The sequence below is a fragment of the Pseudonocardia sp. NPDC046786 genome, from assembly GCF_040645415.1.
GTDB lineage: Bacteria > Actinomycetota > Actinomycetes > Mycobacteriales > Pseudonocardiaceae > Pseudonocardia > Pseudonocardia kongjuensis.
The window spans coordinates 230,607-244,678 of the sequence record NZ_JBEYYF010000009.1 but is presented as its reverse complement, the minus strand read 5'-3'; the positions used below and the strand labels follow the sequence as shown (position 1 = coordinate 244,678).

Annotated in this window: 14 protein-coding genes and 1 pseudogene; 7 read left to right on the top strand and 8 right to left on the bottom strand. The window is 74.7% G+C overall.

The window, feature by feature from the left end:
* Positions 1–188 precede the first annotated feature (188 nt).
* From ABZ881_RS14440 to ABZ881_RS14430, 3 genes are all read left to right on the top strand, one after another.
* Positions 189–614 carry a VOC family protein gene (locus ABZ881_RS14440; protein WP_358484753.1) on the top strand — a complete coding sequence of 142 codons (426 nt, stop codon included), beginning with the start codon at positions 189–191 and terminating at the stop codon, positions 612–614.
* Between the two features lie 76 nt (positions 615–690).
* Positions 691–1,092: a zf-HC2 domain-containing protein gene (locus tag ABZ881_RS14435; RefSeq protein WP_358484751.1), complete on the top strand. Its 402-nt coding sequence runs from the start codon at positions 691–693 to the stop codon at positions 1,090–1,092.
* Positions 1,093–1,434: 342 nt separating this feature from the next.
* The gene (locus tag ABZ881_RS14430; RefSeq protein ID WP_358484748.1) at positions 1,435–1,929 is read left to right on the top strand and encodes a hypothetical protein; all 495 of its coding nucleotides are present in this window, start codon (positions 1,435–1,437) and stop codon (positions 1,927–1,929) included.
* Positions 1,930–2,033: 104 nt separating this feature from the next.
* Here ABZ881_RS14430 and ABZ881_RS14425 read toward each other — a convergent pair whose 3' ends face one another.
* Positions 2,034–2,471, bottom strand: a complete 438-nt coding sequence (locus tag ABZ881_RS14425; RefSeq protein WP_344022111.1) for an Lrp/AsnC family transcriptional regulator — start codon at positions 2,469–2,471, stop codon at positions 2,034–2,036.
* A 151-nt stretch (positions 2,472–2,622) separates the two neighbouring features.
* Between ABZ881_RS14425 and ABZ881_RS14420 the strand changes: the two genes are divergently transcribed.
* Positions 2,623–6,141, top strand: coding sequence for an indolepyruvate ferredoxin oxidoreductase family protein (locus tag ABZ881_RS14420; RefSeq protein ID WP_358484746.1), 3,519 nt, complete (start codon positions 2,623–2,625; stop codon positions 6,139–6,141).
* Positions 6,142–6,181: 40 nt separating this feature from the next.
* Here ABZ881_RS14420 and ABZ881_RS14415 read toward each other — a convergent pair whose 3' ends face one another.
* Entirely contained in the window at positions 6,182–6,697 is a 516-nt protein-coding gene (locus tag ABZ881_RS14415; protein ID WP_358484762.1) for an isochorismatase family protein, read from the bottom strand.
* Positions 6,698–6,726: 29 nt separating this feature from the next.
* Positions 6,727–7,566 (bottom strand): hypothetical protein, encoded by an 840-nt coding sequence (locus ABZ881_RS14410; RefSeq protein WP_358484744.1) that lies wholly within the window; start codon positions 7,564–7,566, stop codon positions 6,727–6,729.
* 137 nt (positions 7,567–7,703) lie between these two features.
* Here ABZ881_RS14410 and ygiD point away from each other — a divergent pair, with 137 nt between their 5' ends.
* Together ygiD and ABZ881_RS14400 are read left to right on the top strand one after the other, a co-directional pair.
* Positions 7,704–8,498, top strand: a complete 795-nt coding sequence (ygiD, locus tag ABZ881_RS14405) for a 4,5-DOPA dioxygenase extradiol (RefSeq protein WP_358484742.1) — start codon at positions 7,704–7,706, stop codon at positions 8,496–8,498.
* Positions 8,499–8,880: 382 nt separating this feature from the next.
* A complete protein-coding gene (locus ABZ881_RS14400) occupies positions 8,881–9,165 on the top strand; it encodes a hypothetical protein (RefSeq protein ID WP_358484739.1) in 285 nt (94 codons plus the stop codon).
* Here ABZ881_RS14400 and ABZ881_RS14395 read toward each other — a convergent pair.
* Positions 9,162–9,623 carry a MarR family transcriptional regulator gene (locus tag ABZ881_RS14395; RefSeq protein ID WP_358484737.1) on the bottom strand — a complete coding sequence of 154 codons (462 nt, stop codon included), beginning with the start codon at positions 9,621–9,623 and terminating at the stop codon, positions 9,162–9,164. The two genes, ABZ881_RS14400 and ABZ881_RS14395, sit on opposite strands and share 4 nt — an antisense overlap.
* 47 nt (positions 9,624–9,670) lie before the next feature.
* On the opposite strand from ABZ881_RS14395, the gene ABZ881_RS14390 reads away from it, so the two are divergent.
* The gene (locus ABZ881_RS14390; protein WP_358484735.1) at positions 9,671–10,063 is read left to right on the top strand and encodes a DUF5313 family protein; all 393 of its coding nucleotides are present in this window, start codon (positions 9,671–9,673) and stop codon (positions 10,061–10,063) included.
* A gap of 23 nt (positions 10,064–10,086) precedes the next feature.
* On the opposite strand, the gene ABZ881_RS14385 is transcribed toward ABZ881_RS14390, so the two are convergent.
* From ABZ881_RS14385 to ABZ881_RS14370, 4 genes and pseudogenes are all read right to left on the bottom strand, one after another.
* The gene (locus ABZ881_RS14385) at positions 10,087–11,931 is read right to left on the bottom strand and encodes an LLM class flavin-dependent oxidoreductase (protein ID WP_358484733.1); all 1,845 of its coding nucleotides are present in this window, start codon (positions 11,929–11,931) and stop codon (positions 10,087–10,089) included.
* Positions 11,932–12,185: 254 nt separating this feature from the next.
* Complete coding sequence (locus ABZ881_RS14380; RefSeq protein WP_358484764.1) at positions 12,186–12,707, bottom strand: hypothetical protein; 522 nt, start codon at positions 12,705–12,707, stop codon at positions 12,186–12,188.
* A gap of 74 nt (positions 12,708–12,781) precedes the next feature.
* Positions 12,782–13,399: pseudogene (locus ABZ881_RS14375) on the bottom strand (amidase family protein); the annotation flags it as partial.
* Between the two features lie 80 nt (positions 13,400–13,479).
* Positions 13,480–14,058: an acyl-CoA dehydrogenase family protein gene (locus tag ABZ881_RS14370; protein WP_358484731.1), complete on the bottom strand. Its 579-nt coding sequence runs from the start codon at positions 14,056–14,058 to the stop codon at positions 13,480–13,482.
* Positions 14,059–14,072: the final 14 nt, after the last annotated feature.

The window sequence follows — 14,072 nt, the reverse complement described above, 5'->3', positions numbered from 1 at the left end:
TACTGCACTCGACAGGGTGTGGGAGAGTAGGTCGCTGCCGACATTCAACTTTTGTGGGGATGCCCCGGACTTCGGTCCGGGGCATTTCTGCGTTCAGCATCGCCCGCGCGAGGTACCTGAGGGTCGTCGGGGCTGGCCCGGACAGCCCTGAGGTACCTCTCGGATCCTTCCACCCGGAGAGGCGCCTGATGAGTACCGATGTCCGTCCGTGCTTCCACCTGGCCGTCCCGGTGGACGACCTGGCCGCGGCCCGCCGGTTCTACGGCGACGTGCTGGGGCTGCCCGAAGGCCGCTCGTCGGCGAGCTGGGTCGACTGGAACTTCCACGGCCACCAGGTCGTCACACACGTCGCACCGCGCACGACGCCGCCGGCCCACAACCCGGTGGACGGGCACGACGTCCCGGTGCCGCACTTCGGCCTCGTGCTCCCGGTCCCGGCCTTCCACGAGCTCGCGGAGCGCCTGCGGGCGGCGGGTACCCGGTTCGTCATCGAGCCGTACCAGCGTTTCGCGGGCGAGCCGGGGGAGCAGTGGACCATGTTCCTGACCGACCCGGCCGGGAACAAGCTCGAGTTCAAGGCGTTCGCCGACGAGTCGCAGATCTTCGCGAGGTAGCGCGGAACACATCGCGGATCCGCACCGGATCGGGGCCGGATGGAACCGAACGGGCCCAGTGGACGACAGTGAGGGTATGGACTGTCAGCAGTGCCGCGACGTGGTGTCCGCGTCCCTGGACGACGAGGCCACCCCGGCGGAGCGGACGGACGCCGACGCACACCTGTCGGGGTGCGACGAGTGCCGCCGCTACGCCGCGAGCGCGGAACGGGTGACCCGGCTCGGCCGGGTGCGCCCGATCGGTGACGTGCCGGATGTCGTCACCCCAGTGCTGGCCTCGCTGGGGATCGCGCTACCGGACCCGCCCGAGCCAGCCGTCCCGGCGGTTCCCGAGCTGACCTGCCACAGCGGTGGCTGCTGCGCGGCGTCCGAGCCGGCGATCGCGGCTGCGCCGAGATCGGCCTGCGGCTGCCCGGCCACCTGCGGGTGCGGCTGCCAGCAGGGTGCCGCGTGCCGCTGCAGCACCCGGGCTGCCTGAGGGAACATCCGGGACACGGCGTCCGGCGGCGCGGCAGGGGAGGACGGAACGTGCCGGCCGGACGGAACCCGGCCCGACCGTCCGGGGCGGACGAAACCGGTGGCGGACAGAACCCGGTCAGGCGGAACCCGGCGAGTCCGAACCCCGGGGAGTCCGAGGCAGGGCAGACCTGATCCGGTCCACGAGCCCCCGGAAGCGACACGTCCATGTCCACGCGAGCCCTCCGCCTTGCACCCCACGACCAGCGGGGGAGACGCGCGCCCCCGGGAACCCCGGGCGGGTGGGTACGCTTCCCCCACAACGGTTCGCACGACAGTCCCGCGGTGTACAGGAGAGGACCGGATGAGCGAGCGGCGCACCTCCCGCACCGTGGCGGCACCGGAGCTGTCCGACGAGCTGACCCGGATCGCCTGGCGGGTCGAGCGCTGGATCGACCCGGGCCCGGCGGCGGTCGTCGTGGGTGCGGCGGTGGCGGCGGTGTCCGCGTCGCTGCTGATGCCGTGGTCGGTCCGCGCGGACGGCTGGCAGATCCTCACCGGACACGTCGACATGGGGCCGTTGCCGCGGCTGTTCACGATCGTCGTCGTGGCCGGGCTGGTCGCCTCGGCGCTCGCCCTGTTCACCCGGTACTGGCCGCTCGCCTGGACCGCGGCGACGGCCTGCGGGATCGGCGCGCTGTCCGGGCTGTGGGCGGTCTGGTCCCGGCAGACGGCGGCCGGCGCCGACATCGGGCCGGGGCTGGTGGTCACGGTGCTCGCGATCAGCGTCCTGTTCGTCAGCTGGGCCTGGATCGTCGTCGCCGCCGGACCGCGCGCCGCCACCGTGCGGATCGGCTGACCCGGCCCGGCTGACCCGGACCGGCTGACCCGGACCGGCTGACCCGGATCGGCTGACCCGGACCGGCTGACCCGGACCGGCTGACCCGGCCCGGCCCGGCGGGCTCATCCGCGGGTCCAGCGACCCAGCACCATCAGCGTCCGGGTGCCGGTGACGGTCCCGCTGCGCCGGATCCGGTCGATCACCTCCTGCAGGTGCGCGAGATCGCGCACCCGGACCTGTACGAGCGCGTCCAGGTCCCCGGCGAGGGTGTAGACGGCCTGCACCTCCGGCTGGCGGGCCGCCGACTCGACGATGTCGGAGATGCTCGCCGTCCCCGCGTAGCGGATCTCGCTGAACGCCTCGACCGCCCAGCCGAGCTTCTTGTGGTCCACCTGCACGGTGAACCCGGTGATCACCCCGGACTCGCGCATCCGGTCCACCCGGCGCTTCACCGCGGCCGTGGACAGACCGACCGTCGCGGCCATGTCGGCGAAGGTCCGGCGGCCGTCCTCGTGCAGCAGCCGGAGCAGCGAATGGTCGATGTCGTCGAGCTCCTGCATGCTGCCCCCACGCAACGGAACGTCGCAGATCGGTCGTCCGGAGCGTATCCGTTGCGTCTGCGGGCCGAGTTCGCCGCCGGACGTTGCGCGGGTGGCCGCGGTCACGTTGTCCTGTTCGCAGCCGCACCCGACTCACCGAGGAGCCGCGTCCATGAACGGCCCGAGCGACGCCCGCACCGCCACCACCACCGTGCTCGACGACAAGTACGTCTCCGACCGCGGCCGTGCCCCGATGACCGGGATCCAGGCTCTCGTCCGGCTCACCCTGGAGCAGGCCCGGCTGGACGCCGCCCGCGGACTGGACACCGCCTCGTTCGTCTCCGGGTACCAGGGCTCGCCGCTGGGCATCCTGGACGCCGAGCTCGGCCGCGCCGCCCGCCATCTCGACCCGGCCCGGATCGTGTTCCGGCCCGGCCTCAACGAGGAGCTCGCCGCCACCGCCGTGGCCGGCACCCAGCTGCTCGACGCCCTCCCGGGACGCAGGCACGACGGCGTCGTCGGCTACTGGTACGGCAAGAACCCCGGCCTGGACCGGGCCGCGGACGCGATCCGGCACGGCAACCTCGCGGGCACCGCCCGGCTCGGCGGCGCGGTCGCGATCATCGGCGACGACCCGTCCTGCAAATCGTCCACCGTCCCCAGCTCCTGCGAGCCGATCGCGCAGAGCCTCGCCATGCCGCTGCTCGCGCCCGGCTCGGTGTCCGAGGTCGTCGAGTTCGGGCTGCACGCCGTCGCGCTCTCCCGGGCCACCGGCCTCTGGACCGGCCTGAAGATCATCGCCGACGTCGCCGACGCGTCGTCCACCGTCGATCTCGGCGCGCTGCGCCCGGAGCTGCTCGGCATCCCGCACCCGCCGGCCACCGACCGCGCTCAGGCCGGCGCGCTGGTCGGCCCGGCCGCCGTGGACGCCGAGCACGACCTGCTCACCCGGCGTCTCGACCTGGCCCGCCAGTACGCCCGCGAGACCGGGCTGAACCGCATCGCCTTCGACGCCCGCCGTCCCCGGCTGGGCGTGCTCGCCTCCGGCACCGGCTACGCCACCGTCCTGCGGGCGCTCGACGATCTCGGGCTCGGCGAGGGCGACCTCGACGCGCTCGGGATCCGGCTGATCCGGCTCGCGATGCCGTTCCCGATCGACCGCGACGATCTCGCCGCGCTGACCGACGGCCTGGCCGAGGTGCTCGTCGTCGAGGACAAGGTCCCGTTCCTGGAGGGGCACCTGCGCGACGCCCTCTACGGCCGCGCGCAGCAGCCGGTGATCACCGGCCGGCGCGACGACCGGCAGCGGCCGCTGCTCACCGCCCGCGGCCAGCTCTCCGCCGAGGACGTCGCCCGCGCCGTCGCCGCCCGGCTCACCGCCGCCGGCGCGGAGCTGCCCGCGGCCGCCCGCGCCCGCCTCGACGCGCTCGCGCCGCCGCGGCCGTCCCGGATCGAGCTGGGCCTGGCGAAGGCCGGTGACCTGGGCGCCCGCACGCCGTACTTCTGCTCCGGCTGCCCGCACAACACCTCCACCCGGACCTCCGACGACACGCTGGTCGGCGTCGGCATCGGCTGCCACGCGATGATCGCGCTGGACGGCGGCCACCGGGGCAGGCAGATCGGCCTGACCCAGATGGGCGGCGAGGGCGCCCAGTGGTTCGGGCTGGCGCCGTTCACCGACGACCGCACCCTCGTGCAGAACCTCGGGGACGGCACCTTCCACCACTCCGGGTCGCTGGCGATCCGGGCGGCGGTCGCGTCCGGCGTCACGATGACCTACAAGCTGCTCTACAACGACGCCGTCGCCATGACCGGCGGGCAGCGCGCCGAGGGACGGATGGGCGTCCCCGGGATCACCCGGTCGCTCGCGCTGGAGGGGGTGCGGCGGATCGTCGTCACCACCGACGAGCCGAAGCGCTACCGCGGGATCACCCTGGACCCGATCGCCTCGCTGCGGCACCGCGACGAGCTCCCCGCCGCCGAGGCCGAGCTGGCCGCGGTCGACGGCGTGACCGTCCTCATCCACGACGACCGGTGCGCCGCCGAGGAGCGCAGGCTGCGCAAGCGCGGGAAGCTCCCGACCCCGGCCGAGAAGGTCGTGATCAACGAGCGGGTGTGCGAGGGCTGCGGCGACTGCGGCGACAAGTCAACCTGCCTGTCTGTGCTGCCGGTGGACACCGAGCTCGGCCGCAAGACCCGGATCCACCAGCCGTCCTGCAACTCCGACCTGTCCTGCCTGAAGGGCGACTGCCCGTCGTTCCTGATGGTGGAGCCGGGGACCCCGCGCCGCCGCGAGATCCCGGCGCTGCCGGTCACCCTGACCGATCCCGAGCCGCGGGTCGGCGCCGACTCCACGCTGATCCGGATGCCCGGGATCGGCGGCACCGGCGTCGTCACCGCGTCGGCGGTGCTGCAGATGGCCGCGCACCTGGACGGGCTGTGCGCGGCCGGGCTGGAGCAGGTCGGCCTCGCCCAGAAGGGCGGGCCGGTCGTGTCCGACGTCCGGATCTCCAAGGAGCCGGTGGACGGGATCCTGCGCGCCTCCCGGGGCACCGCCGACGTGCTGATCGGGATGGACCTGGTCGGTGCCGCCACCGACGCCAACCTGGCGGTCGCCCGGCCCGGGCACACGGTCGCCGTCGTCAACACCTCGCTGGTGCCGACCGCGGCCATGGTCACCGGCCGGGTCGTGCTGCCCGGCTCCACCGACGACGCCGTCGACAGGATCGCGCGGACCACCCGCGACCTGCTGACCGTGGACGCCCAGACGATCTCCGAGGCGCTGTTCGACGACCACCTCCCGGCCAACATGCTGCTGCTCGGCGCCGCCTACCAGCACGGCGTGCTGCCGGTGTCCGAGCAGGCCATCGAGGCGGCGATCCGGGTGAACGGCGCCGCCGTCGAGCGGACCCTCACCGCGTTCCGCTGGGGCCGCGCGGCCGCCCTCGATCCGGCGGCGGTCCGGGCCGCGCTGGCCGGGCCGCAGCGGGCCACCATAGCCGTCGACGCGGAGTCCGCCGCGCTCGCCGCGTCGGTCGCCGCCGGTGCCGACGTCGAGACCGGTCTGGAGGCCGAGCTGGCCACCCGGATCGCCGATCTCACCGGCTACCAGGACGCCGGGTACGCGGCCCGCTACGCCGAGGAGGTCCGCCGGGTCGCGGCGATCGCGACCGCCCGCGCGGGCGAGGCCGCCGGTGCCCGGATCGCCCGCGCCTACGCCCGCGGGCTGCACACGCTGATGGCGTACAAGGACGAGTACGAGGTCGCCCGGCTGCACCTGGACCCGGTCGAGGTCGCCCGCCGGGAGGACGTGTACGGTGCCGACGCCCGGGTGACGGTGATGCTGCACCCGCCGGTGCTGCGCGCGCTCGGGATGGACCGCAAGATCCGGCTCGACGGCCGGGTGGCCGGCCCCGCGTTCCGGGCGCTGCGCGCCGCGCGGCGGCTGCGCGGGACCGCGCTGGACGTGTTCGGCTACGCGGGGGTCCGCCGGATCGAGCGGGAGCTGGTCGGCGAGTACCAGGCGCTGGTGCGCACCGCGCTGGACGCGCTGCAGCCGGGCACGGTGGACGGCGTGGTCGCGGTCGCGGAGACCGCCGGTCTGGTGCGCGGCTACGAGGACGTGAAGCTCGGCAACGTCGAGCGGTTCCGGGCCGAGGCGGCCGCGCGGCTGGGGAGCCTGCGCGGTTGACCTCCCGCGGCGGGCCCGGACCGGGGGTCCGGGCCCGCCGTCACTTCAGGAGCTTCTGCACCTCGCGGAACCGCGGGTGGGTCGCGTCGCGCAGCCACTCGAACAGCACCATCTCCGAGGTGACGATCTCGGCGCCGGCGGCCCGCGCGCGGTCCAGCGCGGCGGACCGGTCGTCCGGGTCGCGGGAGCCGACGGCGTCGGCGACGAACAGCACCCGGTGCCCGTCGGCGAGCAGCCGCAGCGCGGTCTGCAGGACGCACACGTGCGCCTCCATCCCGGTCACCACCACCTCCGAGCGGCCGGGCGGCACCAGCCCGCCCGGTTCCGCGCCGAACGACGACTTGTGGGTGACCAGGTGTGGGTAGCCGGCCAGCCGCTCGACGGTCGGGCCGAGCTTGTCCGGCACCTGCTCGGTGGCCAGCACCGGCACCCCGAGCAGGGACGCGGCCTCGGCGAGCCGGGCGGTGCGGTCGATCACCCGGTCGCCCCGGTGGATCGCGGGGGCCAGCCGCTGCTGGAGATCGACCAGGAGCAGGACGGCGGCGTCGGCGGTCATCAGCACAGCGTCGACGGTAGCGGCCGGGCTCACTCGCAGGGGCGGCACCGGCGGCCCGCGCCGCGGAGCAGTTCTTGTAGTACACCCCGCCACCGCCGGACGGCGCGGGCGGCGGCGCCTGCACCGCGGGCTGCGGCGCCGCGGTGCGCTGGGGCGCCGCGGTCCGCGGCGGCCTGCAGCGGCGCCGTCGTCGCGGGCGCCCGGGTGGCCGCCGGGGCAGGGGTGGAGCGTGCTGTGCCGGTCGCGGGAGCAGTCCCGGCGGTGGAGGTGCCGCAGCTGCGCCCGCGGTCGAGCCCGGTCAGCCCACCCAGGTAGGACGCCGAGGCGTTGTTGCCGCCCCGGTAGACCCCGGTGTGGTCGGCCGGGACCATCAGCCGGCCGAAGTCACCGGCGGACGTCGCGACGTAGCGGACCTCGCGGCCGAACCGGTCGAGATCCACGCCCGGCTCGCGGGTCAGCGTCACCGTCCCGGTGCCGAGCAGCCTGCGTGCGGCGGCGGTCGCGGCGTCGCCGCCGGTGGTGCCCGCCTCGCAGGAGTCGATGCCGATCACCCGGATCCGGCGCTCGCCGACCCGGAAGGTGTCGCCGTCGGTCACCGAGGTGACGACGACGGTGTCCGGGTCGACGCCGAAGCCGGTCCGCGACGTGCCGGCGGTCGCGCCCGCGGCACCGGTCCCGCCGACGGCACCGGCCGCCGATCCCGCCGGGACCGCGGGTGCCGTCGCCGGCGGGATCGCCGCCGCGGTGTCGATCTCGGTGTCGATCGCGGTGTCGATCTCGGTGTCCGTCCCGGTGTCCCCGGGACCGGAGCACGCGTAGACGACACCGGCGACGAGCAGGACGGTGCCGAAGATTCCGGCCTTGGACACGTGGTCCTCCACGAACGTGAGCGGAGAGTCACCGGCTGGTGCCGGGTTCGGCCGGTTCGTCGTGCTCCGCACGGGGCCCGTCAACGGCGCTCCACAGAACTGATGAGCGGCCCGGTGGCACGCCGTAGACTCGGTCGGTGACCCAGGACCTGATGCCGGCCGCGTTCTTCGGGCACGGCAGCCCGATGAACGCACTGGCGACCAACCGCTACACCGATGCCTGGCGGGCCTTCGGCGCGGCGGTGCCGCGGCCGCGGGCGATCCTGGTGGTCTCCGCGCACTGGTACATCCAGGCCACCGCGGTCACGGCGATGCCGCGCCCACGCACCATCCACGACTTCTTCGGCTTCCCGCCCGAGCTGTTCGCGGTGCAGTACCCGGCGCCCGGCGCGCCGGAGCTGTACGACGAGATCGCCGAGATCGTGCGGCCCACCTGGGTCGGGGCGGACGCCGACAGCTGGGGCATCGACCACGGGACCTGGTCGGTGCTGGTGCACGCGTTCCCGGACGCCTCCATCCCGGTCGTCCAGCTCGCGATCAACGCGAACGAGCCGCTCGGCTACCACCTGGAGCTCGGCGCGAAGCTGGCCCGGCTCCGCGGGACCGGGGTGCTGATCGTGGCCAGCGGCAACGTCGTGCACAACCTCGGCGGCGTCGACCGGGCGCGGCCGGACACCGGGTTCGACTGGGCCCGCCGGTTCGACGAGGCGGCGCAGGAGCTGATGCTCGACCGGCCCGCGGAGTTCGCGACGCTGGACGCGCACCGCGACTACCGGCTCGCCGTCCCGACGCCGGACCACTTCATCCCGGCGCTGTACCTGGCCGGGGTGGCGTCGGCGGACCGTGGCGAGCGGCCCGAGGTGCTGGTGGACGGCTACGCCTACGGTTCGCTGTCGATGACGGCGTACACGGTCGGCCTGCCCCGCACGTGACGCCGTACCCGGTGCCCGGCGTGTTCAGGCCCGGCCGAGGTCCGATATGGACGAGGGCGACGGCCAGCGCGCAGAGGCCCAGGCCGGTGACCGCGCGCAGGCCGACGGGATCGCCGAACATCAGCCACGCCCAGAGCATCGTGGTCGGCGGGACGAGGTAGGACATGCCGCTGAGCCGGGTGAGCCCGTGCCGGCGCAGGGTCAGCCAGTAGAACTCGTAGCCCCCGCTCGTCGGGCGGTGGCATGGCGCCGCCGGTAGAGAGCGCGGGGTCCTGGCGTGCCGGCGAGCGCCGAGGACCTCGGCGAGGTGCTGCGGGCGATCTCGCTCGGGATCAGCGACGGGTTCGGCCTCTAGGTGACCCGGCCGGGTGGGCTGGGTGCGATGGCGGCCGTCCGCGACGTCTGTGAGGCGCGCTCGCTGCCGCACACCTGCGACGACTCCTGGGGCGGGGACATCATCGCCGCGGCCTGCGTGCACGTGGCCGCCACCGTGCATCCCCGCCTGCTCGACGGCGTGTGGATCGCCGAACCCTTTCACGAAGGTCCACTACGACCCGGCGAACCCGGTCCGGGTCGAGGCCGGTCGCATCCGGGTGCCGACCGGGCCCGGCTCGGCGTGGTGCCCGACGACGGCGCCCTCGGCGATCCGGTCGCGTCGTTCGCCTAGGGCTCCCGGCGCCGGGAGGCCCGGATCACCCGGTCGAGCACGGCGCGCAGGTCCTCCAGCTCGGACAGCGGCATGCCGAGCCGCTCGACGATCGCGGGCGGGATCGCCTCGGCGCGGGCGCGCAGCGCGCGGCCGTCCTCGGTGAGCGTCACCGCGAGGGTCCGCTCGTTGCCGGGGACCCGGCGCCGGTCCACCAGTCCGGCCGCCTCCAGCCGCTTGAGCAGTGGCGACAGCGTGCCCGGATCGAGGGCGAGCTCCTCGGCCAGCTCGCCGACCGAGCGCGGCGAGCGCTCCCACAGCGCCAGCAGCACCAGGTACTGCGGATGGGTCAGGCCCATCGGCTCGAGCAGCGGCCGGTACAACGCGATCACGTTCCGCGCCGCGACCGCGAGCGCGAAGCAGACCTGCCGGTCCAGCCGGAGAAGGTCGTCCTGGTCACCCGGGGATGCGCTCGCCACATCCCGCATCGTACATTGTTGGGGCACCAAGAATTGGGGGTCCAACCGTGGATGAGCCGATCCGGCCCGATCCGCTGCGCTGGCTGCTCTACGCCTACGGCGCGGCGCTCCCGGCCCGGCACCGTAGCTGGGTGCTGCACGACGTGAGCGCGCCGAGCTGGCAGCTGCGCCATCTCGCCCGGGTCACCGTGCAGCTGCTGCCGATCGGGGTCGCGCTGTACCTGCTGATCCCCGGCCCGCCCTACGTCAAGGCGCTGTCGGTGCTGGCCGGGGCGCTGCTCGGATACTTCTACTCGGTCGCCTACATGTACGAGTCGGTCGAGCACCGGGTGGCCAAGGCCGGCTACCCGGTGGGACACGCCGCGGCCGTCCGGGCCGCCGCCGGCGCGGCCGACCGGGCGGCGGCCCAGGAACGCTACGAGCGCCGCTGGCGCGACTGAGCCCCCGCGGCGACCCCGACGGCTCAGCCCAGCAGCGGCTTCACCCGGGTGCCGAAGTCGTGCACGCCCTGCTCGAAGTCGTCGAAGGTGAACATCATCCCCTTCACTCCGGGCATCGTGGCGACCTGGTCGATCTGCCGGGCGACGGTCTCGTAGCTGCCGACCAGGGTGGCCATGTTGAAGTTGACCGCGCCCTCCGGGAGGTTGATCGTCCGGGCGGTGCCGGAGTCGTCCGCGGTGGCGTCCTTGCTGCCCTCGTCGGACATGTAGCCGAGCGCGGCGGCGTCCGCGCCCGCGTTGTAGGAGGCCCACTTGGCCTGCGCCTCCTCGTCGGTCTCGGCCATGATCGCCATGAACAGCGGCAGCGACCCCACGTCCCGCCCGGTCGCCTCGGCGGCCTTCGCGAGCCGCTGGGTGGACTCCCGGTAGACCTCCAGGTCGTTGACGCCGGGGGAGAGTACGAAGTTGTAGTCGCCGTACTCGGCGACCATCCGCATCCCCCGCTCGGACTGCCCGGCGCAGACGATGTCCACGTGCCCGGACGGCAGCGGGGACAGCACGCAGTCGTTCATCGTGAAGTGCTCGCCCTGCAGGTCGCAGCGGCCCGTCACGAATAGGTCGCGCAGCATCCGCACGTACTCGGTGGAGTAGTCGTAGCGGTAGCCGAAGTAGTCGTCGCCCGGCCACAGGCCCATCTGCTCGTACTCGCCCTTGGCCCAGCCGGAGACGATGTTGATGCCGAACCGGCCAGGTGCGATCGAGTCGATCGTGGTCGCCATCCGGGCGACCAGCGCCGGGGGCAGCGTGAGCACTGCGGTGGAGGCGTAGAGCTTGATCCGTTCGGTGACCGCGGCGAGCCCACCACGAACCGGTCCCGGGCGAGGTCGTCGTAACCGGCCCGGAACGACTCGTTTCCGGGCAGGACACGGTCCTGCCCCCGGGTCGGCGTAGACCCGGGCGTCGCGGACCGGCCGCAGCCGGTCGTCCGGGGCGGCCTGCGGATCACGTCCGGCGGGCTGCTGGTGGGTGAGGAACACCCCCACCTGCACCGGGCGGTCAGCCACGGCACGCCTCGGCGAAGTCGGCGGCCGGGGTCGCGTCGCCGAGTCCCAGCACGGCCTCCTGCCCGGTCGGCGACGGCGTCCGGTGCGGCCCGGCCGATCGTCCCGCGGAATTTGGCGACGATCTCGTCGTTGCCCAGCGGTCGTTCCTCGTGACCGCGGTTGACCTGCTCGCGGTGCCGGAGCACCCGGCCGTCGGCCAGCTCGACCTCGCATCAGCTCCCAGGTCTCGCCCAGGCCGGCGCCGACCGCCTCGGGCCGGGTGTCCCGTCCGGCCAGGTGGGTGTTGTAGAGGCCGAACCGGCCCTCGTAGACCGCGGGTGGCCCGCTCCAGCCCGCCTTCGCGAACCCGGCCGCGGTCAGCCCGGACATCGCCGCCCAGCCCGGGTGCAGCCGCTTGGTCCACGAGCCGTCGGCCAGGAACTCCAGCAGCCCGGCGCTCATCGAGCCGACCACGCCCTGGGCGGTGGTGATCCCGGCGGCGTCCAGCCCGGAGACCTTGCCCGCCGCGACGGCGGCCCCGAAGGCCCCGGCGACGGCGGTCGGATGGAAGCCGACGTCGTGGAACCCGCCGGCCCCGCCGATCCCGACCCGCGCCGACACCTCGACGCCGAGCACGTAGGCCAGCAGCAGCGCTCGGGTGTCGGCGCCGGCGGCGATCGCCGCGGCCAGGGCCGCGGGCAGCGCGGCGGCCGAGGCGTGGGTGACCGCCGGGATGTGCGTGTCGTCGAAGTCCATGCCGTGGATCAGCACGCCGTTGAGCACCGCGGCGTCCCGGGCCGGGAGCCGATCCGCCAGGCCGAGCACCGGTTGCTCGCCGGCCCCGCCGAACGCGGTGAGCGCCCCGCAGCGCGACCCCGGAGAACGGGTGGGAGGTGGAGGCGAACGCCAGCCCGACGGCGTCGAGCACCAGGTGCCGGGCCCGCTCCAGGACGTCGGCCGGGATGTCGTCGAGGGTGGTGCGGGCGGCGAACCCGCCGACCGTCGCGGCCAGCGTGCCGGTACGCGGTGGTGCCGGGCTCAGGGGCATCGGTGGCCTCCAGATCGAGAGGGAGAATAAGTCAGACGTATGCCGGTGGGAAGGGGTCGCCGATCCGGTCCGCGATCGGCGGCCGGCGGCTGTGGTGCTCGGTGCGGTCCTGGAACAGGGCCGCCACCCGCAGCGCGGTGATCTCGTCGTGCGGGCGGGCGATCAGCAGCGCGGAGACCGGGCAGCCGTCCGGGGCGAACCCGGTGGGCAGGGCCAGGCCGGGCGCCCCGGTGAGATTGCCGAGCATCGTCGCGCGGGACTGGGCGGCGATCTCCCCGGCGACGATCTCGGCGCCGGCCCCGGTGAGCACGTCGACGAGATGGTCCACCCCCGCCCGCACGGCGCCGTCGCACAGCTCGGTGAGGTAGCCGCCCGGGCGGGCGATCCGCAGCCCGCGCAGGTCGGCCGGCACACCGGTCGGCGGCAGCGGCGGCAGCTCGCCGGCCCGCGGGTCCAGCCCGTCCGGGCCGCGGAGCAGTCCGAACACGAGCCCGACGGTGCGGGCGTCGCGGGCCAGCGGGCCGATCGTCTCGGTGGTCCAGGACAGCGGCACCGAACCGGTCCGCGGATCGCCCCGGCGGTCGGCTTGAGCCCGGTCAGCCCGCACCAGGCGGCCGGCAGCCGGACCGAGCCGCCGACGTCGGTGCCCAGGCCGAACGGCACCACCCCGGCGGCGACCGCGGCGGCGGTGCCGGTGGAGGAGCCGCCCGCCCAGCGCCCGGTGTCCCACGGGTTGCGGCAGGCGCCGATCAGCGGCGGGTGCGGCCCGCCGACGGCGAACTCGGTGGTCGCGTCCTTCGACACCGGGACGGCGCCGGCGGCCTCCAGCCGGGCCACCACGGTCGCCGACGCGGCTGCGGGGGCGGCGTCGGCGCGGGTGCGCGAGGCGGCCGTCGTCGGGACACCCGCGACGTCGATGACGTCCTTGACCGCGAACGGGACGCCGGTCAGCGGGCCGTCCACCGGCCGCTGCCCGAGCGCCCGCTCGCGCAGCACCCGGATCGTGCAGTTCAGCTCGGCGTGCAGCCGTTCGAGCCGGTCCAGCGATTCGGCCACCCGGCCGGACCAGGCGTCCCGCAGCGCCGCGGCGAGCGGGTCGTCGCCGGTGGGCAGGCCGGCCGTCGCGGCACCGGCGGGCGGGCGGAGCCAGTGGTCCCCGGCGGCCGGATCGGCGGCCGCGAGCGGAACCGGGATCGTGCGCAGCTCGGACACCGCGGGTTCGGCGCCCGCGACAGCCTCGGCCATCGCCGAGACCTGCGCCGGGTCGAGCGCGTAGCCCAGCCGGGCGGCGAGCGCGCCCAGCTCGCCGGTCTCGTCGCGGGAGCTCACCGGATGGTCGCCTTCCCGGCCAGCAGCGCCTTCGCGACGACGCCGCGCAGCACGTCGTTGGTGCCCTCGCCGATGGACATCAGCGGCGCGTCCCGGTAGAGCCGCTCCACCTCGAACTCGGTGGAGTAGCCGTAGCCGCCGTGGATGCGCATCGAGTCGATCGCGCACTCCAGGGCCTGCTCCGAGGCGAAGATCTTCGCCATCCCGGACTCGGTGTCCATCCGGACGCCGTCGTCCATCCGGGACGCCGCCCAGTAGGTCATCAGCCGGGCGGCCTGCAGCCGCACCGCGATCTGCGCGAGCCGCTGCTCGACGGCCTGGAACTCGCCGATCGGGCGGCCGAACGCGGTCCGCGCCCTGGCGTAGCCCAGCGCCTCGTCGTAGGCGCGCTGGGCGATGCCGACGCTGCGCGCGGCGATGTTGATCCGGCCGGTCTCCAGCGACGACAGCGCCTGCTGCAGGCCGCGTCCCTGCACCCCGCCGAGCAGCTGGGATGCGGGCACCCGGACGTCGGTGAGCACGACCTCGCAGGACTCGGGGCCCTTGTAGCCGAGCTTGCCGATGTCGGCGGTCACCTCGAAGCCGGGGG